Genomic DNA, 25,825 nt, shown 5'->3' on the forward strand with positions numbered 1-25,825 from the left:
AAATGTTATTTATGCTTGCTGCTGCAATTGTTTGCCCAACCACAGAAATTCTGTTATAAAAGTGTGTATTTGTTTTTCAAAACTTGCATCAATTAATTGATTATCTGCGTCGAACTTTTTATCAATGTGCGGCACTATTAATAAACTTGGGCTTGCAATACCAAACAATGCTGGCACTAGTAATAGTAAAGGTTGTGTACCTCTTGCACCACCAAGTGCACCTGTAGAAGCAGTGCAAAGACCAAAAGCTTTACGTGCTTGCTTAGGAAAATGATCGAACAGATTTTTAATTTCTGATGTGTAACTACCATTGTATTCTGGTGTAACAATAATGAATGCATCGGCTGCAAACATGCGCTGTGTTAATGGCTTGTATTGCTCAGGTGTATTTTCTACCGAATTAAAAACCGTTTCTAAAAAGCCCAATTTCCATTCTCTTACGTCTATTACACCAACTGTATGTTCTGCATGGTGTTGCTGAATATATTGCTGTAAATATTTTGCTATTCTTACGGTAATGCTTGCTGCTCTAGGGCTTCCTGAAACGATTTCGATGGTCATGATGTGAAAAGTGAAAGGTGAAAAGTGAAAGTCTTGACAATGGTTTGCCATTTCACGTTTACCATTTCACATAATTTAATGATTAATAGGTACTTCAATTACAATAAACTCAGTGTCTTGTTCAATATCTAGCAGAATCGTATTTGTTTGCCAAATACCAATAGCATCTCTTTTATTAAGATTTTGGCCGCAAATATTGGCTTTTCCTTCAACAATAAATACAAAAACGCATTTGTTAGTAGGATTTAACGAGTACGTAAGCGCTGTTTTTTCGGTAAAACACCCCAAACTCAACTTAGCGTTTTGATTAATCCAGCAATGTTAATGATTGAAAAATTTTTAAAGATGAATGATTAAGCTTGTTTTACCATTTGAATTGAGAAGTTCAATTTCACATCATCGCTTACTACCACACCACCAGCTTCTGTTACAGCGCTCCAAGTAAGGCTAAATTCTGAACGGCTGATTTTGCCAGAAATATCAAAGCCTGCTTTAAACTGACCATAAAAATCTGTCATAGTACCGCCGTATTCAACAGCCAATACAACAGGTTTAGTTACATCTTTAATAGTCAAGTTACCAGCTAGTTCGTAATCGCTACCATCAACTTTTTTAAACGATGTAGATAAAAAGCTTAATGTTGGGTATTTAGCCGCATCAAAAAAGTCTTCACTTTTTAAGTGACCATCTCTTTGTTCGTTGCCCGTAGAAATGGTGTTAATGTCTGCGCTAAAGCTAATTTTAGCATCACTTAAATCGGCTTGTTCTGCTTCTAAAGTTGCATCAAAACCAGTGAAGCTACCAGTTACAGTACTAATCATTAAGTGTTTTACTTTAAATGTTACGTCGCTGTGCATTGCATCAATTTTGTAAGTTGCCATTGTTTTAAATTTTTTGCCCCCAGCCCCTAAAGGGGTGTTATTGTGGAGGTTGTTATTAATAATTGTTTGTTAAGAATTTTATTTTTTACTCCCCTTTAGGGGTTGGGGGCATCTTCTATCAGTACACCCATTTTACCCATTTGATAATCTCTAAAAGCCTCCATAATTTCTGTTTGATAGTTCATTACAAAAGGTCCATGAGATGCGATAGGTTCGTTGATTATTTCGCCACTACCTACAAATAGCATCGTATCTTCTGTAGCGGTAATGGTAAAACTGTCGTCATCGTTATTCATCAGTGCAAGTTGTTTGGTTGTAACTGCATCTGTATCATTAATGAGTACTTTGCCTTTCAATACATACACCAATGTGTTATGGCTTGCATTGAAATTGAACGTATAACTACCGCCAGCTTTCATTTCTACCATTGCGGTTGTTACATCAGTAAATGTTGGTATAATGCCTTTTGTACCATTTACATTGCCAGCAGGCACTCTTACAATAGTCAAGCCATCTTCTGTAACAATGGTTGGCGTTTCCTCTGCTGTAGCAGGATAATAAGCCGGCTGATTCATTTTATGTGCAGCGGGTGTATTTACCCATACTTGCAATAACTCTTGTTCACCACCATAATTAAAAATATCTTCAGGTACACGTTCGCTATATATAATGCCCATACCTGCGCTCGTCCATTGCGTACCACCTGCATACACTTTATGATTATTGCCTCTGCTATCTCTGTGATGCACACCACCACGGTAAATAAAGCTTATAGCGCTAAACCCACGGTGAGGATGTGGCCCTACACCTTGTTGCTCTATGGGTATATGTTCTTCAATTTTAGCAATGCCATGGTGAAATACTAAAAACGGACTAAAAAATTCACCATTGTTTGGTAGTAATTCTTGCACTTTGATGCTGCCTACATTAATAGGTCTGCCACCAATAATTTTATTAACTGATCTCATTGTTTTTCTTGTTTAATGTAATAACATTGGTACTTCTATTAGTAAAAATTCTGTGTCTGTATCTGCGGTTATATTTTGCAAATCTGACTCGGTAATACCTAAGCCATCTCTTTCTTCTAAAGCAATACCATTTACAGTAACACTACCTTTTATTACAAACACATACACACCACTTTTTGCATTGTGTAAAGTATAGCTAGTAGTTTGTGCCGCTTCAAAATTGCCTAGTGTGAACCATGCGTTTTGGTTAATCCAGACAGCCTCAGCATTATCTGGCGCTACTACTGTTTGTAAAGTATTTTTGCGCTCAGCAAGTGGGAATGATTTTTGTTCGTAACGAGGTGCAATGTTTCTTTCTTTTGGAAGCACCCATATTTGTAAGAATTTCACTTCTTTATTATGGTTAGAATTTTTCTCGCTATGTGCAATACCGCTACCTGCACTCATTATTTGTACATCGCCTTGTTTAATAATTTCATGTCTGCCCGTAGTATCGTTATGTTCTAAATCGCCACTTAATGGTATAGATACTATTTCCATATTATCGTGTGGGTGTTTTCCAAAACCCATACCACCTGCAACGGTGTCATCGTTTAGGACACGTAGTGCACCAAAATTCATTCTCTCAGCACTGTAATAACCTGCAAAACTGAATGTGTGATAACTATTTAACCAGCCATGGTTTGCATGACCTCTTGTGTTCGCTTTATGTAATATCGTTTTCATGATTCTTATTTTTTAATTACGTGTATATACATCTATTTTTTCAAAAAAATTCATTCTTTTTCTCTTACTTTTTCAAGTAAACTATTCAGTACTGTAGCATCAGTTTCTGTAATAGAAACACAGTTCACATATTTTGTATCAATAGCAAGTGTGCTTGACTCCAAAATACTAATGCCAGCTTGCGTAATTGTTATCACTGTTTCACGTTTATCTTCTAAAGAAGTAGCACGCTTAACGAGTTTTTTAATTACCAAACGGTCTATAATCCTTGGTACGTTTGAGTTTTGCTCAATCATTCTACAAGCTATATCTCTTACGCACATTTGATCAGGATACTTACCTTTTAATATACGCAATACATTATACTGCTCATGTGTTAATCCAAATTCTTTCAATTCTTTACTCACTAGGTTCTTTAACCACCATGCAGTATAAAGAACATTCAACGATGCTTTCTGCACTTCATTCTTAAATTTTGTACTCTGTATTGCTTGTTCTAGTTTCATTAACAACACAAATGTATGTATATACATCTAATTTGCAAAATTATTTTTCTCTTTTCTATTACGTATAAAGTGAAGCAGTCTTAAATAATTATGGCGAGATATTTTCTGCATTAACATATTTTATAAATAATTTTTATGTTTTTATATTTCTCTTTTTTAATTCTACATGGTTGAAAGAGTCGCATACTACATCTGTAGTATTATCTTCAACAAAAGAACATAAAGTACTTTGTATCCTTTGCGGCCAAAATTCCACACTACTAGCTAACTTGGTAACTTATACACCCTATTTGTTATTCGCTTATCCCCAAAGTGACCCTTAAAGATGTTTTTCAAAGCGGTTCTTAAAACTATAAAGATAATGTCAACAAATTGTTTGTGTCCTAACAGTAGCCTATTGGGGTGGTATACCCACCTAAAAGGTGAACTGTATTTACCTTTTAGGTAAAAGAACGGAGGTAACACCTTAACTACCGCCACCTATTGAGGGCTCTCTTGTCCTAAAAGGTTACCCACTCTTCGACTTTCCCCTCAACAAAAGGTAAACCTATTATAAACCCTAGAGCAGCTATAAAATAGTAAAAAATAAACTCGTTATTATAGATTGAAAATCGGAATGTCATTTGTAGCTGTATAGATTGTTCCGAAGGGCAAGTCGAAGTACAGATAAAAGGCATATCTAATGTAAAAAGAATTAAAATATAATATTTGTATAGCTACAGCAGGATTTATTCATTAACCAGTATAGCTATTTTAGAACAAAGCAATTTTACCACCACTGTTCGCTACTATAAAAAAGCCCCAATACTTCTTAAGTATTGAGGGCTCGATATAGTATTAATGATATAGTGCTATTTCAATCTTCTCAAGTATTCACCGTAGCCACTTTTAGCATATTTATCTGCTAGTACCAGCAGTTGTTCTTTGGTAATAAAGCCCATACGGTAAGCTACTTCTTCTATGCAACCTATCTTTTGGCTTTGGCGTTTTTCTATTACACGCACAAACTCACTGGCATCTGCCAATGAGTCAAACGTGCCAGTATCTAGCCATGCCGTACCTCTGTTCATTACACCCACATGTAGCTGTTGTTGCTCTAGATACACACGGTTTACATCCGTTATCTCATACTCACCCCTTGGAGATAGTGGTATATTCTTAGCTATTTCCACCACTTGATTATCATAAAAATACAAGCCAGGTACCGCGTAATTAGACTTTGGTGCTACGGGCTTTTCCTCTATAGATAGAGCCTTAAAGTTGTCATCAAAATCTACTACACCATAACGCTCTGGGTCGTTTACTTCGTAGGCAAATATGGCGGCACCGTCTACATCGTTAAAAGATTGTAGTAGCTTACTAAATCCTGCACCGTAAAAGATATTGTCACCCAATACTAAAGCTACTTTATCTGTACCCACAAAGTCTGCACCTATTACAAATGCCTGGGCCAAACCATTCGGTTTTTCTTGTACCGCATATTCAAATGTGCAGCCAAGGTCTTTACCATCGCCTAATAACTTCTTAAACTGTGGCGAGTCTTCAGGTGTGGTAATGATTAATACTTCTTTAATACCAGCCAACATGAGTACCGATAATGGGTAGTAAATCATGGGCTTATCGTAAATTGGCATTAATTGCTTACTAATACCTTTTGTAATAGGATACAATCTTGTACCGCTACCGCCTGCTAGTATGATGCCTTTCATGATGATTTCGAGTTTGAAGTGATGATTTATTACGTTAATCGTTAGTCGTATTTCGGTAGGAATTTACTAGCGTTTACCAATTTTCGATTAACGGGTTACTAAAAGTATAAGCTGTCTTTTATCTCGTTTAATGTTGGCAATGCTGCGTCTTTTTCTGATAGCAACAATTCTGCAGCATCTATTTGCCAATCAATGCCAATCATTGGGTCGTTGTAAATAATGCCGCCTTCGCTAGCTTTATTGTACAAGTTGTCGCATTTGTAAAAGAAAGTAGCTGTAGGGCTTAGCACCACAAACGCATGGCCAAAACCTCTTGGTACAAACAGTTGTGTATGATTATCTTCGGATAATTCAACCGCTACATGTTCACCAAATGTGGGTGAGTTTTTACGTAAATCTACTGCTACATCTAACACTTTACCTTCTAGCACACGCACTAATTTTGCTTGTACATGTTCACCTTGCTGAAAGTGAATACCACGCAACACACCACGGCTAGATTTTGACTGATTGTCTTGCACAAAGTTGGGTGTAATGCCTGTTAAGCTTGCAAAGCGCTGTAAGTTAAAGCTCTCAAAAAAATAACCTCTATCGTCTTTAAAAACTGTATCATGGATAATAAAACAGTCTTTCAATTTTGTTTCCTGAACCTTCATTTGCCCCTAGCCCCTAAAGGGGAATTTTAATGTGATTTGTAATAACTGCCTGTGTACAAATAATCCGAAATATCTATTGTATCCCTTTTATCCGTGTTGCTATTATCTTATCTATTTGCGTACATTGACTCGTAATACTTTGCGTAGTTACCGCTAGTAACGTTGTTTAACCATTCTGTATTATCTAAGTACCAATCTATGGTTTGTGCTAGTCCTTCTTCAAAGGTTACTGAAGGCTTCCAGCCTAATTCTTTATTCAGTTTGGTTGCGTCTATCGCATAGCGTCTATCGTGGCCAGGGCGGTCTTTCACGTAAGTAATAAGTTGCTTACTTTCACCAGTAGTTCTGCCTAGCTTCTTATCCATCAAAGCACAAAGTAGTTTCACCAAGTCAATGTTCTTCCACTCATTAAAGCCACCGATATTGTAGGTATCGTTTACTTTACCATTGTGAAAAATGATATCAATAGCTGTTGCATGGTCTTTTACAAACAGCCAATCACGTGTATACAAGCCATCACCATATACAGGCAAAGGCTTTTTGTTGATGATATTGTTGATGAACAACGGTATCAATTTTTCTGGAAAATGAAAGGGTCCATAATTGTTTGAACAGTTAGAAATCACTGTTTGAATATGGTAGGTTTCTGCATAAGCACGTACAAAATGGTTCGACGCGGCTTTACTTGCAGAGTAAGGTGAGTTAGGATGATAAGGTGTTGTTTCTGTAAAAAATCCTTCTGCACCTAATGCGCCATAAACCTCATCGGTAGAAATATGGTAGAACAAATGCTTGCTAAAATTAGCAGCCCATTTGGTTTTAGCTACGTTTAACAAATTTACCGTGCCGATAATATTGGTATGCACAAAGTCTAGTGGACTTTCAATACTTCTATCTACATGGCTTTCTGCCGCAAGGTGTATAACATCGGTAATTTGGTGTTTGTCAAACACGGTTACCAAGCCTTCAACATCTAGCAAGTTTATTTTTTCAAAACTGTAGTTATCCGATTGATCAATATCTTTTAGATTTTCTAAGTTACCTGCATAGGTTAGCGCATCTAAATTTACAATGTTATAATCGGGATATTTGGTAACAAATAAACGCACAACGTGGCTGCCAATAAAGCCGGCACCACCGGTAATTAAAATATTTTTCATACTAGTTGGATGTAGGTTTTAGTATTTAAAAAAGAATATAGGCTTGCAAAATAAACGATTCAAAAGGTTTTAGGTAAAATATATTATCACAAAACATTGCTAATTAAAACACCATTTTGTTCTTGTAAAAATAGTAGACTTTACTGGAAGATTTATGTATAAATTAAAATTAAAGCCAACCCAACTTATTGAACCCTCGTTAAAGTAACGGATGCAATAAATAGCAGGCGTGGTATCTCTTGTTTATTTTATTCCATAAAAACCATTTAATTAGCAATTCCCTTTAATTTCGGCTCAAAATAGGCTAGAATAATTTTATACAGCGAATGCGGATTTTACATGTAATTACTCAACTTGACAAAATGTATGGTGCACAGCGGCATGTTGTAGAAAGTGTAAGAGACCATTTGGCACACCAGCACAATTGCCTAGTAGTAAGTGGCGAAATTGGTATTGCTTCTGCAGAAATTGAAGCAATGAACATCCACGTTCAGCATTTGCCTACTTTAAAAAACTCATACAATATTTTTAATGATATTAAGGCTGCTATTAGTTTAAAAGAAATTATAAAAAACTATCAACCAGATATTGTCATTTCACACTCAAGCAAGGCTGGGATTATTGCAAGAATGGTGTGCTATAGCACTAAAACACCTAATATTTTTACAGTACATGGTTGGTCTTTTGAAAAAGGAACGCCTTGGTATCAGCAATTATTTGGTAGGCTTAGCGAATGGTGTTTAAAACCATTTAGCGACAGTTATTTCTGTGTATCTGACCATACGGCTAGTTATGGTAAACAAGTGTTAGGTTTAAATGATAAACATGTATTTGTTTGCCCAAACATGCACAAGCCATCGAGTAACGGTGAATACCAAACGACAGTGTTTAATAATGTGTTGATGGTAGCTTGCTTTAGAAAACAGAAAGACCACCACACTGCTATTAAGGCACTTAAATATATTGTTGACCAAAAAAGCTTGCCCAATATTCATTTTACTTTTGCTGGTGATGGGCCTCAAAGGCAGTATATTGAGCAATTAATTGCACAATACCAGCTAGCAACTTTTATTAGCTTACTTGGTGAAGTAAGCGATATAGATAACTGTTACAACCATTGCGATATTGTGATTCTACCTACTTTTTACGAAGGCTTGCCAATTGCTTTAATTGAGGCTATACAAAAGCACAAACCCATAATAGCCACAAAAGTTGGTGGTATTGCAGAAATAATAGATGAAGGGTTTAATGGTAATACAGTTGAAGTTGGTGACTACATTACATTAGCGAAGCTAATTACACAATTTTATCAGCAAAATTGTATTGTCAAATTTGGCGAAAACAGTGGTAAATTGTACGAGGAACGCTACAGCTACGAAAAAATAAGTGCCAAAATGAATCAGGTAATTGAGCAAGCACTTACAAATTCAATCTTTAGAAATTAAGGTATGACGATGCTATTGCTGCCAATATATTTCTTGCTATCTCTTGCACTGTTTTATTTTCTTACAAAAAAGAGAATTATAGATTTAAGCTTTAAACAAGCGAGTGTAATACTCATTATTAAGCTTATTCTTGGTTGTATTTATGGCTATTTGTTTTTAAGGTTTTACAATGGTGATGATACTTGGTCTTACCACCGTCAATCTTTAGAAGAATACCAAACCTTATCGCATCATCCTTGGCAGTTTGTACAAGATTTATTTACCCATTCATATCACAAAAGCCAAGCAAGTACTTTTTTTGATACCACCAACAACTATTGGAAAGATTTACAGTACAGTATTTTAATAAAATTGCTTGCTGTATTCAATATCTTTAGTAGAGGTAATTACTACACCAACGTCTTGTTTTTTAATCTACTTACCTTTTGGGGGCATTATTTTTTTTACAAGTTATTTACCAATTATTTTCCTCAAAAAAAAGCCATTGCGTTCGTAATCATTTTTCTTTTTCTACCCTTTGTTTTTTGGCAAAGTGGCATTAGAAAAGATGGTCTAGCATTTATTGGGTTAAGTGGCTGCTTGTACTACTTTGTTGAATACACCAAACACGACAGAATTAGCCACATTATTAAAGCTGCTCTTTACTTTGGGTTACTACTTCTTGTAAGAAATTTTATTGCTTTATCGTTAATACCTGTATTAATTGCATTTGCAGCTTGTAAATATTTAAAAGCAAAACCATTGTACGTTTTTTGTGCTTGTACATTCGGATTTGCTACGCTTTTTTTTCTGTCTAGTTTGGGGCCAAACGGGTTTAATTTACCACAAAAAATGGCCGAAAGGCAAGAGGCTTTTCAGCACTTAGAGGGTGGCTCGTACATGTTTGTACCGCAACTCGTAGGTACATTTTCTAGCTACGCAAATGTGCTGCCGTTCGCTCTTAATCATACCTTCTTACGACCTTATATAACCGAAGCTAAAAGCCCATTATTGCTATTTGCAGCTGTAGAAACTTTGTTTGTATTAATAATCATAGCGCTTGCATTGCTACAAATAAAAAAGCTAAAAACAATAGCTGAACATCCATTACTGATGCTGCTACTGTTTTTAGCTTTGATAAACTATTTAATGATTGGATATACCGTACCTTTTGCAGGTGCAATTGTGCGTTACCGTGTATTTTTTGAAGTAATGTTGTTACTACCAATGCTCATCATTTGCGATAGCAACAACAAACTTGAAACTTGGCTAAATAAATGGCTTCGTTTATACTAGATACTTAATCCCAAATAGTGTCTTTTATATCTTCATACACCATTTTGATACCTTGTTCTAATGTAATTTTAGATGTCCACCCTAGTTGATTAATCTTGCTTACATCCATCAATTTTCTTGGTGTACCATCTGGCTTAGTGGTATCAAAAATCACTTCGCCTTCATAACCAACAACATCTTTTATAAGCAATGCCAATTCTTTAATAGATACATCGTAACCACAACCAATATTTACCAATCCTTTGTCGTTATAACTATCCATTAAAAACATACAAGCGTCAGCAATTTCATCTACATATAAAAACTCTCTTTTAGGGCTACCCGTGCCCCATAATTCTACAGTTGACACATTGTTACGTTTAGCTGTAATAAACTTACGCAACATAGCTGGCAACACATGCGACTTTTGAAGATCGTAGTTATCATTTGGGCCATACAAATTGGTAGGCATAGCTGAGATAAAGTTGCAACCGTATTGCGCTCTATAACCATCACACAATTCTATACCAGCAATTTTAGAAACGGCATAAGGTTGATTGGTATGTTCTAAGTAACCACTTAATATATATTCCTCTTTTAATGGCTGAGGTGCCAATTTTGGATAAATGCAAGACGAACCAAGGAATAATAATTTCTCTACTTTATTTACATAAGATGCATGAATAATATTGGCTTCAATCATTAAGTTCTCATAAATAAAATCTGCTCTATAGGTATTATTCGCAACAATGCCACCCACTTTTGCGGCGGCTAAAAAAACATACGTAGGCTTCTCGGTTTCAAAAAAAGCATTTACAGCTTGCTGATTACGTAAGTCTAATTCTTTAGAAGTTTTTGTGATGATATTGGTATATCCGTCTTTTACCAGTCGCCTTTGTATGGCACTACCAACCATTCCTCTATGGCCGGCTATATATATTTTAGCTTGCTTATCCATGTTGTGTTGTTTGGATGTTTGTTAAATAAAAAACAGCAGGATGAAGTTTCCTGCTGTTTTACAAATATTGTAATATTAATTTTCAAATTCGTTCTTGTGTGCAAATCCATTGTCACGCAAGTGTTTCTCTTTCTTAAATAAATCTAAATCGCTAGCTACCATTTCAGTAACCAAAGCTTGTAAATCATATTTAGGTTTCCAGCCTAGTTTTTCGTTGGCTTTAGTTGGGTCACCTATCAATAATTCAACCTCAGTAGGGCGATAATATCGTGGGTCTACTTTTACCACTACTTTACCTTCAGGTAGTTGGTACTCACCTGTGCAAGACACAACAAAGCCTTCTTCGTTTTCGCCTTCACCTCTAAATTCAATGTTTACACCAACTTGTTCGAAAGACATTTTAACGAAGTTTCTAATTTCGGTAGTAACGCCTGTTGCCAATACAAAATCTTCAGGAACTTCTTGCTGTAAAATCAAGTACATCCCTTCTACATAGTCTTTTGCATGGCCCCAATCTCTACGTGCAGATAAATTACCTAAATATATTGTGTCTTGCAAACCCAAAGCAATTTTTGCGGTGGCACGTGTTATTTTTCTAGTGACAAATGTTTCACCACGTAATGGGCTTTCATGGTTAAATAAAATACCGTTACAAGCATACATACCATACGCTTCACGGTAGTTTACAGTAATCCAATAAGCATATAATTTAGCTACGGCATAAGGCGAACGTGGATAAAAAGGTGTGGTTTCGCTTTGTGGTACAGCTTGCACCAATCCATATAATTCTGACGTAGAAGCTTGATAAATTTTGGTTTTTTTAATCATGCCCAACAAACGCACAGCTTCTAGTATACGCAAAGTACCAATACCATCAGCATTGGCTGTATATTCTGGCTCTTCAAAACTTACGTGCACGTGGCTCATAGCGGCCAAGTTGTAAATTTCATCGGGCTGAACCTCTTGTATAATACGTATTAAATTGGTGCTATCTGTTAAATCGCCATGATGTAAAACTAAATTACGATCTGGTATGTGTGGATCTTGGTAGAAATGGTCAATTCTACCAGTATTAAATAACGAACTTCTGCGTTTGATACCGTGTACTTGATAGCCTTTTCTTAGCAATAATTCTGCTAAATAAGCACCATCTTGACCAGTAATACCTGTAATTAAAGCTACTTTCATGTGTGTTGTATTTATTGTTTAATTTCAAAAAAATGATTATTATTTCAAACCTACAATAATCGTTAGATGTGTTCTTTGAAATATTAAATCTAATAATCTGCTATTAGCCACGTCGAAAAAATAGGGATTCTATCTCAACTTGTGCTTTTTGATAGTCTTCTGGTATACCAATATCAATAAAATATCCGTTTGCAATATACCCTGTTATTTTTAAATTTGATGTATTAGGCTCTATAAAATCTTTCTCAAATGAGAATTTATTTGAAGCATAATTAGTTTTTGATTCAAATACCGACTTCTTAAATAGTACTAATCCTGTATTAATCAGACCGCTTTCGCAATATTGTTTCTCATTAAATTCAGTAATTATATTTTCTTGTGTGATTGTCACAGAACCATATCTATCAAAGTGTTGCATAGGTGTTAGGGCAATTGAACAATCTGACGCTGTTTTAATAAAATTTTGATAAAAAGCCGAAATATTCAATTCAAAAAAGGTATCACCATTTGCTAACATAATATCCTCTTGATTACAAAAATTTAAACATAATTTAATAGCCCCACCAGTACCTAAAGGCTCATTTTCTACAACAGTTTGATATGTAAGCGTGGGAAATTGATCCTTTAAAAATATTTCTACCTGCTCGTGTAAGTAACCAAGCGAAAATATAAAGTTGGTAACCCCTTGCTTTTGTAAATAAGTAATTAACCAATATAAAAAAGGCTTGCCAACTACAGGTGCTAGTGCTTTTGGCTGTTGGTTAATAACACTTCTTAGTCTTGTACCTAAGCCGCCTGCGAGGATGATTGCTTGCATTAATTGTTCAATTATTCAACGATAATGTTACAAAGATTTTTTTACTTATTGTTGACCATTTAAGATTTCGGATATAATAATCAAAGGCTGCATTCTGATATTTTTCGTTAACCTCTTCATTGTAAATAAAATACATGATTTCGTTTAAAAGTTCTTGAGGCGAATTTTCTTTTAAAATAAAACCTGTTTGGCCCTGTAGTACAAGTTCTGGCAATCCTCCAACATTTGAAATAATTACGGGACAAGAATTATAATATGCTAATGGAATGTTCCCCGTTTGAGTTGCATCTTTATATGGCAATACTAATACCAAAGATTTTTGCAAGGTTTCATCAAACTCCTCATTGCTAATTCTAACGTTATTTATTATAAGCAAATCCTCGTCAATTTGATCAATAAGATGACGGTATAACTCAATATTACCCTCACCTTTAATTAAAAATTTGATAGATTTTCGTTTGAGGTTATCCCATTGTGGTTGTGCAAGAAGAATGGCATTTAAAAAAACATCTAGTCCTTTATATTCTCGTATGATTCCAAGCATTGATATATACTGTCTTCTTAAACCTTTAACAAGAGGCTGATTTATTTCTTGCCTACAAGCACCATGTTTAATAACGCTTATTTTTGAGCTAGGTAATCGATATTTTTCTTCTATGATAAGTTTAAGAGATTGGCTAAATACAACAATATGATTAGCGCAAAAAGACTGGCAATAGTTGGTTAAAAGTATAAATAACTTCCATGTATAACTGTAGCCACTATGCGGCAAAGGGTCATGAATATGAACAACTACTTTTTTATTTAGTAAAAAGCGTGTTATTGGCACTAAAATTATGTTCAAAGGATGGCTAGAAATAAAAAAAACTGTATGCGATTTTGAACTAAATATTACACTAATATATTTATAATATATAATCGGGTTAAAGAAAGATATAATAAAATCAACCTTAGAACGACCTGTTTTGAACCAAGATATATCTTTTGAACTATAAAATATATCATCTTTAACATAATCTGCCAATGCACTATAAACATATATTTCTTTGGACAGCCATTCATACAAGGATTTGTAGTAAAGTTCCATCCCTACACTTAGGTTAAAAGCAACGAGAACTGTAGAATTTTTTTTTGACATCAACAACCAGTAATTGTGTTAACAAAATTGGGAGTTGTAATTTTTAAAGCATGTCGCTTAATATTATAATTTCGTATTTCACTTGGACTAAATTGTAGAGTATTCATTTTAATAAGGGTTTCTAATAAAGCGCTTTTATCACCTGCTTTGAAAGTAAATCCATTTACCTGATCTTTTATGAAGTAAGGAAAACAACCACTATCTGATGCAATAACTGGAACGCCTGCTATATTCGCTAAATGTACAGTATAAGTACCTGTTGCATCTAAATATGGCATAATTACAAATTTTGATGACGCAATTTTATTTAGTAATTCTTGTGTACTCAAATAATCGTTAATAATTGTTATATTTTCAGTAGTATTTTTAATCTCGAAATTTTTACTAATAACGAGTAACTTCAAAGCACTATTATTTTGATTTTCCCATTCTTTCAAAACGTCTATCAAAAAATCAACACCTTTATACTTCTCAATACGTCCAAAATAGCACAAGTCGAACTCTTTCTCTACATCACTTTTTAAACATATTGATATATCTTCAATATTGTAAAAATTACCATAATCAAGATGCCCTAATTTTTTTTCAATATAATCTTTACCAAAAAGTTTCTTAAAGTTTTCTATTAGCATTTCATACAAGCAAGGACAAGCTAATAAAATTCGTCTGCAGTTTGATATTAATATTACCCTAGAGGTAAAATAAAGTACATTATTAAATCGGTTATAGCCAGAATGGTCTTTTGGATCTAAAATGGTTGCAACGGATATCCCATTGAACAACAAACAAACTAAAGCATGTAGAGGGTTTTCGCCAAAAACAAAAATTCTATCAACTTTATTATTTTTCAATGTCTTATGTATCTGCCATGCCGTTTTAAATAATTTAAAAAAATTAGTTTTACTATACGATAATTTAATTATATTTTTAACATGCTTACTGTCTGGATTTGCGGCTAATTGATTAGAAACAATGGTATAATATTCATTATTCTCATCAACCTCAGAACAGCTAATTGCTAATCCTAAAAACTGATCTGCAATCACACTAAACGCTGTATTATTAAAACAAATTAATCCAATTCGCATAGTACCTATGTATATTAGTTAAGAATGCAAGAAACCCTATTCTTAAAATTTGAAATCTTTTGTGTTAGTTCTTGCTTTTTAGCAAAGGCAAAGGCTTGTGTAGTTTTATTCAACATTTCCTCAGGATTATTAAAAAAATATGTGGCAGCCCTTATTATTTTCTCTTTGCTAATATCATCTATTAAAAAACCAAGCTCATTTGTGACAATTTCACTTATCCCGCCCACATTATTTACTATTACAAGAATATTGTTTGCCATTGCTTCTAACAAAACCAATGGTAGACCTTCAGATGTTGAACACAGAAGCATAATATTGCTCGACTTATAGATTTTTAAAATTTCATCACCCTTTAACCAACCTTTAAAATGTATACAATTAGATGCTGTTGTACTTAATGCAAGTTTTTCAAGTTCATTTCTTAATGGCCCATCACCAACAATATTAAAAACCGTATTTGGGTATACTTTGTGAATTTCTTCAAATGTTTCGATCATCATTTCTACTCTTTTCAAGGTTACCAATCTACCTACAAAGAGAAACTCAATGCAACTTTGAGATTTTGCACCTTCAAAATAGGATGATTCAGCAAACATAAATTCATTTTCTACATATGTCCTATCACTCTTAAGTTTACGCCCATAAATCTGCCTTAGATTATTAGACACATATCCTGTTAAATTAGTTAGAGACTGCAAACGTTTAACTAGCAACAAAATAAATTTACTAATTGCTCTTCTAATTACATAGTTTGAAATAATATCTGAGCGATCTAAAAAAGCTAGTGCTGGATTACCTACCAAAAGTTGTATGCTTGGCTTTTGTAAAAACACTTTGTTGATGATAATACCTAAAACTGAGTTTATGTAAAACATTTTAAAGTAGACAAAATCAGCCATTCTTATAGCTGAATATATTTTTCTAACATTTAAAATTTTACAAATCAAGCTTTTAGCATACGTATCACATACTTTAAAATAAGTAATGTCAACTTTATGCAAGTTTAATATTTGTTTATTAGTTCCTTTTTTTATGGAGCCATATAAATTAACATACTTAAATTGACTAAAAAATTGATAGTAAGTATAATTATAATTAAAAGCATTGTAATAACACCCATCATACTCAATAAATACATAATCTGACACTATTAATGCTATCATAATCTTCATACATATAGAATTCAAGTTGCATTATTTCATATTGTCAAAACTGCGTATTTACAATATAGTTATACAAAATAATTTGAAAAATCCTTATTCTTACATGTGTTTACAAAAAAATTCACAAGATTCGCCATATTTCCAAGAAAAGCCACCGAATAAATAAAGCACTAAGAAATTAAAGTATTTAAGCGCTTTATACTTCTTAAAAATATGTATCCCTGATAAAAAAGTTGTTCTCGATTTTATGATTTCAAATCCCGATTGTTCAATAAATTTTCTCCAATTAGAATAATCTTTTAATGAAATGTGATCATCTCTAAATCCCTCCCAACATTCTTTCATTACTATTTTCCCTAACCCACCTAAATTAGGAGTTGTTACTAAAAAAATTCCATCGTTAGATAGGTGCTTTTTTACGCAATCAAAAAAATGAGATGGATCGCTTAAATGCTCAACCACATGTAAGCAGGTTATTATGTCAAATTTTTGGTTAAATGAAAAGTTTGATGCATCACCTTGGCAAATTTCAAAATTCTTGTTTACCTCTTTTGCTTCTGGTATTAATCTATAATCGTATTCTAGACCATATTTTTTAGCTGTAGGAAACCAAGTATCAATGGACTGTAAAAAATAGCCAGAACCACAACCTATGTCTAAAACAAAAGATGGTTGCTTATTTAGCTTTTTAAAATGTTTAGAAAATGCTGAAATATAAGTACCATATTTTACTTTGTAAAAAAATGAAAGAGACTTAGCCGCTTTTGAATCCTTTGGTTTATGATAATAAGAATCCTTTTCGAAATCAATTGAGATGTTATTCGTAGACATATTGTATTTTTATAAAACTTACAATTATTGCAAATAAAATAGCTAAAAGTATATAATAAAAACGAATACCTTTTTTATAAAGCCTTGCTTGATGCAATAGTAATATACTAAATGTAGCAATACCAAAACTATAAATATTACCCAATGTTTTAAATTTGGGCATCAATATAAAGTTTAGCCCAACTTTAATACAAACTATTAGAATTATCATAAGAAATAAATACTCATATTGGCTTTGAGTAATAAAATAAGCATTTACACTTTCTAAGACAAGTAGTAAAGGTAAAATCCAAATAAGCGCTTTAAAATATTGTATGGATTCGCTGTATTTAATTCCAAACAATGAACTGAATAGGACATCGGAAAAAAAATAAAAAAATATTGCAATTGCTAATCCTATGAAAAAATGTAAGTTTATTAATTTATTCTGCAAACTTGCCAATGTAGTACCTTCTTTAGATTTAACCAAAATAGAACAAAATGCTTGATATAAAGAAGAAGAAACAATTAATAGTGGAAAAAAGAATCTTGTGGCACCACTATATAAACCTACCATTTCAAAACCTTGCAACTGTTTAATCATTATTAAATCAATGCGCATATAAAAAAAATACAAAACATTTAAACAGATAAGAAAGCCACTTTTTTTTAGTAGTTCAAATATGTATATTTTATCTATGTTAATAGAAAAAATGAAAGAAATACTCAGCTTCTTCTTCACACATAACCACAAGAAAATTGTAGAGGCCGCTAACACAAATTGAGCAAAAAGAAAATAGTTAACAGAAAAGTGACAGTAGAAGCCAATTAGAAAAAATAATATTCTGATTATACTCAAGGTTACGTCTTTAACAAAAAGACTTTTTAGTTGCCCTTGAGCTAATAGATATAAGTGAATTTGATTTAAAAATGAATTGACGAAATAGCCAATCATTAGTATAAAAGCATATTTTACAATATTTACATCATGGCTTGAAAGAGAAATTAAGAAGCTAATTATAAATATTGAAATAGAAACAATTAATTGAAACCCTTGATTTTTGTCATGATCTTTAAGTCCTTCATTGGCATATTTTTTTACTAAAAACTGGCTAACGCCACCATCAGATACAAAAGCTAAAATAGTCACCAATTCATAAACGTATGCATAAATACCAAATGCCTCCACAGATAAGCTTCGCATTAATAGTATGCCACAGAGTAAGTTTGATGCTTGATTAAATACAGAGCCTGAGAATGAAAACCCTATCCTCGTTAAAATATTACGCTTGTTCATTTATAGCTTTTGAGGAAAAGGATTGCACAAGCATTTCACCACTGAAAATAAGAATAAAAATTAGTTTTTGATTAAAAAACGAATAGTCTAACAAATTAAAAACTAAAAATGCTGCAAACAAATGAAAGAATAAAATATTACTATTATTAAGCTTACCTCGTGTATAAAGTTTATAAGACACACTAAAAACATTGTAAACCCATATTAAAAGTATAAAGGCTCCTATAAATCCAAAGAGTAAAATCCATTCAAATAAAAAATTATGAAAATGCATAGTACTTCCTTTTAAAAACCTCTGAGAAACGTTGTTAATAGAGTATTCACCTAAAAAAAAAACTTCATTAAATCTTTTAAAAAAAATAGAATAAAAATCTATTCTATCGTAATCTGTAAATGCTTCTTGCAAATTAGTATTTTTATCAGAAGCAATAAAAGCAAATCTCGATAAAAAGGGTATTGAACTCTCGCTAGCAATATTTAAAATCCACTCTATTATTGCAGATGCATTTATATATATAATTAACCCAATTACAGAGCAAATGAATAAGGCTTTTTTACTTCTTGAAAGCAAATAAGTCAATAATATTAATAATGCTTTTCTAGAAGCAGAAAAAATTAAACCTGTGGCTCCTGAAATAAAAATGAGTGTTTTAAAAACTTTATGCTTTATAAACCTTGAAAAAACTAACATTACCAATGCTACTATTGCTAAATCGTTAGGTGAAAAACCAAGGCTTCCTGCTCGCTTAAATCCCTCACCATAAAGAGTATAAAATGTAAGCCCCAGCGGGCTTACTATACATACGATAAATAATGATATTAAACACGCGTAGTAAGCCGTTAACTCTAAAATAAGAGCAGTAACAATTTGAGAAACTAAAAAAGTAGCCAATAAAAAGGTGAAAATGTGACTAAGGGTTTCTAAAAAACTAATATCTGGATGCTTTAAAAAAGCGATAATTTGAATACCAACGAATGCAAATACAAAGAAAGCATAGCTCTTCTTTATCGTTAAAGGTATCTTATATCGCAACCCGATGTAAAGACTTGTTATAATTATTATAATGGTATAGTAGGAAACAAAGGAAAATGCATATCCTATGTTTTCATAATCAATTTCTAAGATGCCTTGCGTCGACACTCTACTTGGAGATAAAAAAAGTCCACACATCAAAAAAAACAAAACATAATCTATCTTAGGAAGCTTCATTTTTTTTTAATAGAATTTTAAAACCTGCATTTAAACCTTTAATATGCGTAATATTTTTACTTATGATTGCTAAAAATAATCTTGATGGAATAAAATATAATAAAAAAATAAAAATTTCTACTATATTCAGGTAGCGCTTAGCTATGATAAATCTATTCCTATTCATATAGAAATATGCAAATGCAGAGATCTTATTAGAACCAGATGAGCCATAAATTTTGTGCTTAATATCAAAAGAACGCTCTACAAATAAAGAAATATTAAGGCTTGCCAGTCTTAGTGAAAGGTCATAATCCTCTGCATACATAAAAAAAGATTCATCGAATATTTTTCCACCAATTTTTTCTACCATCTCATTTTCAAAAAACAAGGAGCATCCAGTAGCAAACTCTGTAAATCCACTTTCTGATATAGGTTCAGTTATATGATAACCTGTACACTTTAACTTTTTTATTACACCCCCATTATACCAGATATTATTATCTAAATCAACTATTTTGTTCGTCACAATACAAGTACGATTTAATTCATTGTATTTATTTTTTAGTACTGATAGTGCAACGGAAGGAATAATTGTATCATTGTTTAAAACCCAAATATAAAAGTTTGATACTGCAAAATGTCTTTTGATTAAGCTATAGCCGATATTATTTGCTATGGCAAACCCGCAATTGTAATTAACAGTTTGAAGTATAATTTTACCATTATCTGCTTGATAAAACGAGTTGCAGTAATCTAAATCGTAATGAGAAATTAAACGCTGAGAAGAATCATTGGCGACTGAATTATCAATTATAATTATTTTAAAATTACTATCGTCGGATTGAAAAATAGAATCAATACATTCTATCGTGTGAGTATCTGAATTATAATTTATTAATATTATAAATGTAGTGTATTCCAAATTATACGATATTTCTTTTTAAAACGAGAACTAAAGTATAGACAAAGCAAACGAAAATTGATGCTAAAAGTGCTGATTTTAAAGCACCAGGCTTTTCAGCTTTTAAAGGGAAATAAGGCTTATCAATAATTTGATAAAGTGGGCGCTCTCTTTGAAGAGTTATTTTAGCTATCTCCAAGTTTTTAATGGCTTCTGTATAAGCAGCAGAAAGTGCAGCTATATTATACTGTCCTTTCTGGTAGGTTGCCTTTTGTCGCTGTTGTAATGGATTTAAGTTATATAATTTGTCAAGCTCTTCGCCTGTATTCAAAATATTAGTTGACATAATTTGACTTATACTGTCTGCCTCATGCGCTATCATATTCAAATTATTCACAGCTGATTTTGTCTTAGTTTCAATATAAAACTGAGATGTTTCATCTAAAAGGAATTGATTTAGATAATAAGAAATTTTAGGGTCTTGAGATTTTGCCTCTATAAAATAGTAGGATAATTTTTTGTCTAACTTATCAACTGTTACATAATTTTTGATTACAACCTGATGAATTTGTCTGAGTAAACTATCTTGCAAAGGACTAAGTTTTTCTATATCATTAGGAAAAGGATATGCTTTTGCTAAATAGGGTTTTGCCATCAGAGCTTTGTCAAGACGTTCATGAGTAATTATTAAGTTTATAAAAACATCTTTTCCTATTGATTTAAAAGCTATTCTTCTAAAAATATTTTCGGATTTAAACATTTCTACTATATTATCGCCATCAAAAGGTCCATCACCGCTACCCCCTATATCTAGACCAAATTGACCTGCTAGACCAGAAAGAAAGCCAGAGCCTCCCTTACTAGCCAAAACGAATACCGTTTTAGCATTATACATTGGTTTGATATAAAACTTTACAGCAAAAATGGTTATGACACCTGTAATTAGACCAAGTAACATTATAGATAGCCATTTTGTCAATAAATATTTAACATTATCCACTATTAATCTCAATAACTCTTTAACACTAAGGGCGTTATTACTCATATTTACAATCTTAATATAGCTATTACTACACCTGCCAAGCTAGCAACACCGCTTGTTAGTGCTATTATTTCTGTGGTAGATAAGCCTGACTTTTTACGTTCTGGCATTTGCGGCACTAATATTTCTGCACCTGCTGTTACCTTAGGATTTGACTTAAAAAATAAAAACTTCTTTATTCTTGCAGCACTTCCATTAGGGTATATTACATAAACTTTTCCTCCCTTTGCATTATCTGTAAATCCACCAGCTTTATCTATATAATAATTTAAACTCGCGCCTTGCTTAAACACCACTTCAGACGGTACCATCACTTCGCCATTCACTTTTACTTCACGCTGTTGCTTTGGGATATTTAATATATCGCCTTCTTGCAATATCACATCATCTATACCACCTGGATGATTTATAATTTCTTGCAAATCGAGACCAACTTTTATGGTAGGTTTAAATATTTCTGTCGATAATGTACGGCTTGAATCGTCAATATCTTTCTGCAATTTCTTTAACTTCTCCTCATTCAAAATACGCGATTCTACTTTGTTTATCCTCGTAAGGCTAGCAGCTTCGGTAAATGCAAAGCTAGTAAGGCCGCCAGATCTTTTTAGTATACTACTTATTCTTTCATTTTTAGTGGTAAGTGTATAATTACCAGGATATTTTACCTCGCCTAAAATTTTTATGCTGATTTGCTCTTGATAGTTGGGCTTTCTTCTTACAATCACAATGTCCCAGGGATTTAGAGTCACATCTGCGCCAATGGTTGAGAGATTTTTTTCCGATGAAGCATCTACAATTACAGCAATATTATTGGCATTTGTTACAGAATCACCAGCATAGCGTCTAGCAATTTCAATTTTATCAATTGCAGAGGCATCTGTAAAACCTTCAGCTAAAAACAATAAATCTTTTAGCGTAATACCATCAAAATAAGTGAATGTACCGGGTTTCTTTACTTCGCCTTGCAATCCTAGTGTATAGTTTTGTTTATAGACATCAGCAGCACCAATAATAACTTGGTCATCTTTTTGCAATAAAATATCTTCGTCCGTTTTATTAATGATATTTTGAACACTAAACGGTAAAATCTTCTTAGTTAAGTCCAACTCATTGGTACGGATAATTAAGCCTCTGTTTTTAAATGCTTCTTCTTTTAATCCATCAGCTTTTGCTAAAAGCTTTGATATTGTTAGTCCAGTACTTAATTCGTATGTGCCAGGTCTGTAAATAGCACCTTTTATGTTGACACTATTAGTATATCTATTTAATATTTTACCCACAAAAATAGAGTCCCCTTTTGTTGGTACATAACTTAAAAATTCAGCCTTTGGCAAATCTTTAACGCGTCTTTCTTTATCAGTAACTTGCTTTATTTGTACTGATGCAGTGTAAGCCTCGCTACTAAAACCACCCGCAAAGTCTATCAGTTGTTGTAAGCTGTTATTTGGCAAAATCTCAAAAACACCTTCTCTTTTTACTTCACCACTTAAACTTACTTGCACTTTTGCAACAGGTATACGTATCACATCTTGGTCTTGTAAACGCACGTTTTTACTTTGGTCACCTTTCAGTAAAAAATCGTAAGCATCTAGCTTTGCAAATACTTTACTATTACGAACAATTTCTATCTCTCTAAACGAACCTTTATCAGTAGGACCACCCGCTAGGTACAAGGCGTTAAACACAGTTGATAAAGACGAAATGCTGTATGTGCCAGGCTTTTTCGCTTCGCCAATGACTGTAATGTTTATGGTACGAATTTTACCAATACTTATTTGCACTAGCGTTTTTCCTGTAGCAATATTGGCGTAACCATTTTGCTGCATTTTATCTTTTATTCTTTTTGATGCTTGTTCTACGGTTAATCCATTAACATAAACTATACCTATTAGTGGAATATTTATTGTACCTTCGGCAGAAACTTGTAAGCGATAGTTGGCTTCTTGATACCCAAATACATCTATTACCAATTCATCATCTGGGCCAATGGCGTAGTTTTTTGGGGTAGCAATACGTAAATCTGGTTCAAAAATTAAGCGGTTATTGGTAAATAATTCGCTACCAAATACATTGCTTTTGTTGGGCTCACCACCATTGTATCTCAAGCCACTAGTATCAACAGTTCTACTTATATTTTTTACTATATTGGCGGTACTAGCCTTGTTTACTGAGCCCGTAGACGGTTCACTAGCTAACCTTGCTCGTAACTTTTGTGCCTCAATTGGTGGTAATCCTTTTAGTATGGCTAATTCTTCAGCTTGCGATTCTGTTAAACCACTTTGTATTAATTGTTGCCTTATTTTACCCACTTCTTCATCGCTCAATGCATCTACTTTTAACGTAGATAAATCTTTTGCTTTTAAAATATCCTGAGCCCTTACAACGTATTGCGAGCCTAAAAATAGGCAAAGTATGAGAGCGATTTTTGTAACATTTAATCGATTAATATCCACAACTATTAGACTTTTAATGATAGTAAACAAGATTCTGACTGAGTTATAATTTTTTATCATATACATAGCTTCGCAACGTTAATCACAGAATGCACTTATAAAAACAGCATTGGCTAATCAATTAACGTACTCAAAAATATGGCTTACAAATATATAACAACAGCCTACGTTATAGGTACAAAATATTATTGTTACCAAATAAAATAACAACGCTATAGAACACTACTCGTTTCGCTTTTATGTAAATGTTACTACAAAGCCTATATTTATATACTCAAATGCTTTTGCTATGAACCAACGCTACTACTCATTAGACGTATTTAGAGGCGCAACGGTTGCCTTAATGATATTAGTAAATAACCCTGGCAGTTGGGAACACATTTTTGCACCGCTTGACCATGCTGAATGGCACGGCTGCTCACCTACTGATTTGGTATTTCCATTTTTTCTATTTGCTGTAGGTAATGCAATGGCTTTTGCAATGCAAAAGTTTGAACAAGTAGGAACAGTTTACTTTCTAAAAAAAGTTTTAAAACGTACCGTGCTTATTTTTCTAATTGGGCTGTTTTTAAATTGGAGCCCTTTTATCATGTACAAAAATGGACAACTAGTAGCCAAAACTTGGACCTGGATAAATAATGATAATGGTATTTCGGGTATAAGAATTATGGGCGTATTACAGCGTATTGCCTTGTGCTATTGTTTGGCTGCCTTTATTGTATTTTTTAGTAAAAATGTATGGTCTAAGGTTATTGCGGTGCTAATACTTTTAGGTTACTGGCTTCTTTGCTTGGGCTTAGGTAGCAAAACGGATCCTTATAGTTTATCAGGCTTCTTTGGTACAGTAGTAGATATTAACTTATTCGGCACACCGCATGTGTACAAAGGTGAGGGTGTACCTTTTGATCCTGAAGGTTTAGCTAGCACATTTGCAACTATTGTTGAGGTAATGATTGGCTACTATGTTGGTAGTTATATTCAAAAAAAAGGCAAGTCTTATGAAATGCTTACCAACCTATTTGTAGCTGGCGCTACGCTAATATTAGTAGGCTACTTGTGGGATATGGTTTTTCCTATTAATAAAAAAATATGGACAAGCAGTTACACCCTTTACACTTCTGGCCTAGCAATTATTACTATCGCAATTTTAATTTTTTGTATAGAGTTTAAAAATGCATCTGGTAAATGGAGTAAATTCTTCGATGTTTTTGGCAAAAACCCTCTTTTCATCTTTGTTCTCAGTGGTTTTTTACCAAGAGTATTAGGGCTAATAAGGTGGGTTGAAAGCATAGGGCCTGATGGAACGAAAGTATATGCCTCACCGTTTCCTTGGTTTTACAATCACTTTTGTAAAAATATTGTTTCAGCCGATTTACGATATGGCTCTCTATTATATGCACTATGCATGATTGCTTTTTATTGGCTAATAGTGTACATCTTAGACAAGAAGAAGATTTACGTAAAAGTTTAATTTTCTTTATAGGTATCAAAAACAATTTTTATGATACTTGGTTACTGCTATTTTTGCTGTAACCAAGTATGACCAAGAAGTTCATCAATATTTTCGTGTTGCTAGTGTTTGCCATGCAAATACTGCCTGTAAAACAGGTTGGCAATTTGCTATTTGGCAATCAAGTAACCGAAGACGCAATACAAGATGTTGATAACTTAGCTAAAGATGGTTGTAAAATAGAAGGTAAAAGCGAGTTTATAACTCCGCAATTCGCTTGTTTCACACCATTGTTTACCTCAAGCTTACTTTTACTCAAAGAAATATTGATTGTATTTCCACACAATCACTCTACCGATATTTATAGCCCACCACCAAATTGCCTTGCTTAAAAATAACTCTCAGAGCTCGTTTTTTATCTCATCAGTAAATGTTACTACTTGCAAGGTGCAAGTATGGTAG

At 33.2% G+C, this 25,825-nt stretch carries 25 protein-coding genes; 4 read left to right on the forward strand and 21 right to left on the reverse strand.

All coding sequences use genetic code 11. The features are described 5' to 3' along the window. Positions 1-9: 9 nt before the first annotated feature. The 9 genes from ACT9TX_RS05355 to rfbB all read right to left on the reverse strand — a co-directional run bounded on the left by ACT9TX_RS05355 (position 10) and on the right by rfbB (position 7,167). The gene (locus tag ACT9TX_RS05355; RefSeq protein ID WP_481337200.1) at positions 10-561 is read right to left on the reverse strand and encodes an NADPH-dependent FMN reductase; all 552 of its coding nucleotides are present in this window, start codon (positions 559-561) and stop codon (positions 10-12) included. 75 nt (positions 562-636) lie between these two features. Continuing rightward, positions 637-873: a pirin family protein gene (locus tag ACT9TX_RS05360; RefSeq protein WP_481337236.1), complete on the reverse strand. Its 237-nt coding sequence runs from the start codon at positions 871-873 to the stop codon at positions 637-639. Positions 874-914: 41 nt separating this feature from the next. Next, positions 915-1,442: a YceI family protein gene (locus tag ACT9TX_RS05365; RefSeq protein ID WP_481337201.1), complete on the reverse strand. Its 528-nt coding sequence runs from the start codon at positions 1,440-1,442 to the stop codon at positions 915-917. Positions 1,443-1,537: 95 nt separating this feature from the next. Continuing rightward, positions 1,538-2,410, reverse strand: a complete 873-nt coding sequence (locus tag ACT9TX_RS05370; RefSeq protein ID WP_481337202.1) for a pirin family protein — start codon at positions 2,408-2,410, stop codon at positions 1,538-1,540. 12 nt (positions 2,411-2,422) lie between these two features. Continuing rightward, complete coding sequence (locus ACT9TX_RS05375; RefSeq protein WP_481337203.1) at positions 2,423-3,136, reverse strand: pirin family protein; 714 nt, start codon at positions 3,134-3,136, stop codon at positions 2,423-2,425. Positions 3,137-3,186: 50 nt separating this feature from the next. Beyond that, positions 3,187-3,642, reverse strand: coding sequence for a MarR family winged helix-turn-helix transcriptional regulator (locus ACT9TX_RS05380; protein WP_481337204.1), 456 nt, complete (start codon positions 3,640-3,642; stop codon positions 3,187-3,189). A gap of 851 nt (positions 3,643-4,493) precedes the next feature. Next, on the reverse strand, positions 4,494-5,351 hold the full coding sequence (rfbA, locus tag ACT9TX_RS05385; RefSeq protein ID WP_481337205.1) for a glucose-1-phosphate thymidylyltransferase RfbA: 858 nt from the start codon (positions 5,349-5,351) through the stop codon (positions 4,494-4,496). A 98-nt stretch (positions 5,352-5,449) separates the two neighbouring features. Beyond that, on the reverse strand, positions 5,450-6,007 hold the full coding sequence (gene rfbC / locus ACT9TX_RS05390) for a dTDP-4-dehydrorhamnose 3,5-epimerase (protein ID WP_481337206.1): 558 nt from the start codon (positions 6,005-6,007) through the stop codon (positions 5,450-5,452). 107 nt (positions 6,008-6,114) lie between these two features. Next, a complete protein-coding gene (rfbB, locus tag ACT9TX_RS05395) occupies positions 6,115-7,167 on the reverse strand; it encodes a dTDP-glucose 4,6-dehydratase (RefSeq protein ID WP_481337207.1) in 1,053 nt (350 codons plus the stop codon). A gap of 326 nt (positions 7,168-7,493) precedes the next feature. Here rfbB and ACT9TX_RS05400 point away from each other — a divergent pair, with 326 nt between their 5' ends. Together ACT9TX_RS05400 and ACT9TX_RS05405 are read left to right on the forward strand one after the other, a co-directional pair. Beyond that, positions 7,494-8,612 carry a glycosyltransferase family 4 protein gene (locus tag ACT9TX_RS05400; protein ID WP_481337208.1) on the forward strand — a complete coding sequence of 373 codons (1,119 nt, stop codon included), beginning with the start codon at positions 7,494-7,496 and terminating at the stop codon, positions 8,610-8,612. 3 nt (positions 8,613-8,615) lie between these two features. After that, positions 8,616-9,887 (forward strand): hypothetical protein, encoded by a 1,272-nt coding sequence (locus tag ACT9TX_RS05405; protein ID WP_481337209.1) that lies wholly within the window; start codon positions 8,616-8,618, stop codon positions 9,885-9,887. A 4-nt stretch (positions 9,888-9,891) separates the two neighbouring features. On the opposite strand, the gene ACT9TX_RS05410 is transcribed toward ACT9TX_RS05405, so the two are convergent. The 12 genes from ACT9TX_RS05410 to ACT9TX_RS05465 all read right to left on the reverse strand — a co-directional run bounded on the left by ACT9TX_RS05410 (position 9,892) and on the right by ACT9TX_RS05465 (position 23,913). After that, entirely contained in the window at positions 9,892-10,824 is a 933-nt protein-coding gene (locus tag ACT9TX_RS05410) for a GDP-L-fucose synthase family protein (protein ID WP_481337210.1), read from the reverse strand. Positions 10,825-10,899: 75 nt separating this feature from the next. After that, positions 10,900-12,012 carry a GDP-mannose 4,6-dehydratase gene (gmd, locus tag ACT9TX_RS05415; RefSeq protein ID WP_481337211.1) on the reverse strand — a complete coding sequence of 371 codons (1,113 nt, stop codon included), beginning with the start codon at positions 12,010-12,012 and terminating at the stop codon, positions 10,900-10,902. A gap of 103 nt (positions 12,013-12,115) precedes the next feature. Beyond that, positions 12,116-12,829, reverse strand: a complete 714-nt coding sequence (locus tag ACT9TX_RS05420; RefSeq protein ID WP_481337213.1) for a nucleotidyltransferase family protein — start codon at positions 12,827-12,829, stop codon at positions 12,116-12,118. Between the two features lie 7 nt (positions 12,830-12,836). Continuing rightward, positions 12,837-13,967 (reverse strand): glycosyltransferase family 4 protein, encoded by a 1,131-nt coding sequence (locus ACT9TX_RS05425; protein WP_481337214.1) that lies wholly within the window; start codon positions 13,965-13,967, stop codon positions 12,837-12,839. Next, complete coding sequence (locus ACT9TX_RS05430) at positions 13,967-15,055, reverse strand: glycosyltransferase (RefSeq protein ID WP_481337216.1); 1,089 nt, start codon at positions 15,053-15,055, stop codon at positions 13,967-13,969. Before ACT9TX_RS05430 ends, ACT9TX_RS05425 begins: the two co-directional genes overlap by 1 nt. A 14-nt stretch (positions 15,056-15,069) precedes the next feature. Further along, positions 15,070-16,218, reverse strand: a complete 1,149-nt coding sequence (locus ACT9TX_RS05435; RefSeq protein ID WP_481337217.1) for a glycosyltransferase — start codon at positions 16,216-16,218, stop codon at positions 15,070-15,072. Between the two features lie 99 nt (positions 16,219-16,317). Further along, positions 16,318-17,049: a class I SAM-dependent methyltransferase gene (locus tag ACT9TX_RS05440; protein WP_481337218.1), complete on the reverse strand. Its 732-nt coding sequence runs from the start codon at positions 17,047-17,049 to the stop codon at positions 16,318-16,320. Further along, positions 17,036-18,325, reverse strand: a complete 1,290-nt coding sequence (locus tag ACT9TX_RS05445; protein WP_481337219.1) for an oligosaccharide flippase family protein — start codon at positions 18,323-18,325, stop codon at positions 17,036-17,038. Before ACT9TX_RS05445 ends, ACT9TX_RS05440 begins: the two co-directional genes overlap by 14 nt. Continuing rightward, positions 18,312-19,535, reverse strand: a complete 1,224-nt coding sequence (locus ACT9TX_RS05450) for a hypothetical protein (RefSeq protein ID WP_481337220.1) — start codon at positions 19,533-19,535, stop codon at positions 18,312-18,314. Before ACT9TX_RS05450 ends, ACT9TX_RS05445 begins: the two co-directional genes overlap by 14 nt. Next, the gene (locus ACT9TX_RS05455; RefSeq protein WP_481337222.1) at positions 19,522-20,439 is read right to left on the reverse strand and encodes a glycosyltransferase family 2 protein; all 918 of its coding nucleotides are present in this window, start codon (positions 20,437-20,439) and stop codon (positions 19,522-19,524) included. Before ACT9TX_RS05455 ends, ACT9TX_RS05450 begins: the two co-directional genes overlap by 14 nt. Before the next feature lies 1 nt (position 20,440). Next, positions 20,441-21,463, reverse strand: coding sequence for a hypothetical protein (locus ACT9TX_RS05460; protein WP_481337223.1), 1,023 nt, complete (start codon positions 21,461-21,463; stop codon positions 20,441-20,443). A gap of 2 nt (positions 21,464-21,465) precedes the next feature. Further along, positions 21,466-23,913, reverse strand: a complete 2,448-nt coding sequence (locus tag ACT9TX_RS05465; protein WP_481337224.1) for an SLBB domain-containing protein — start codon at positions 23,911-23,913, stop codon at positions 21,466-21,468. Between the two features lie 289 nt (positions 23,914-24,202). Between ACT9TX_RS05465 and ACT9TX_RS05470 the strand changes: the two genes are divergently transcribed. Together ACT9TX_RS05470 and ACT9TX_RS05475 are read left to right on the forward strand one after the other, a co-directional pair. Beyond that, positions 24,203-25,384: an acyltransferase family protein gene (locus ACT9TX_RS05470; protein WP_481337225.1), complete on the forward strand. Its 1,182-nt coding sequence runs from the start codon at positions 24,203-24,205 to the stop codon at positions 25,382-25,384. Positions 25,385-25,452: 68 nt separating this feature from the next. Further along, on the forward strand, positions 25,453-25,755 hold the full coding sequence (locus ACT9TX_RS05475; protein ID WP_481337226.1) for a hypothetical protein: 303 nt from the start codon (positions 25,453-25,455) through the stop codon (positions 25,753-25,755). The last annotated feature ends 70 nt before the right edge of the window (positions 25,756-25,825 follow it).

This window comes from Parasediminibacterium sp. HNIBRBA5674 (genome assembly GCF_056745525.1).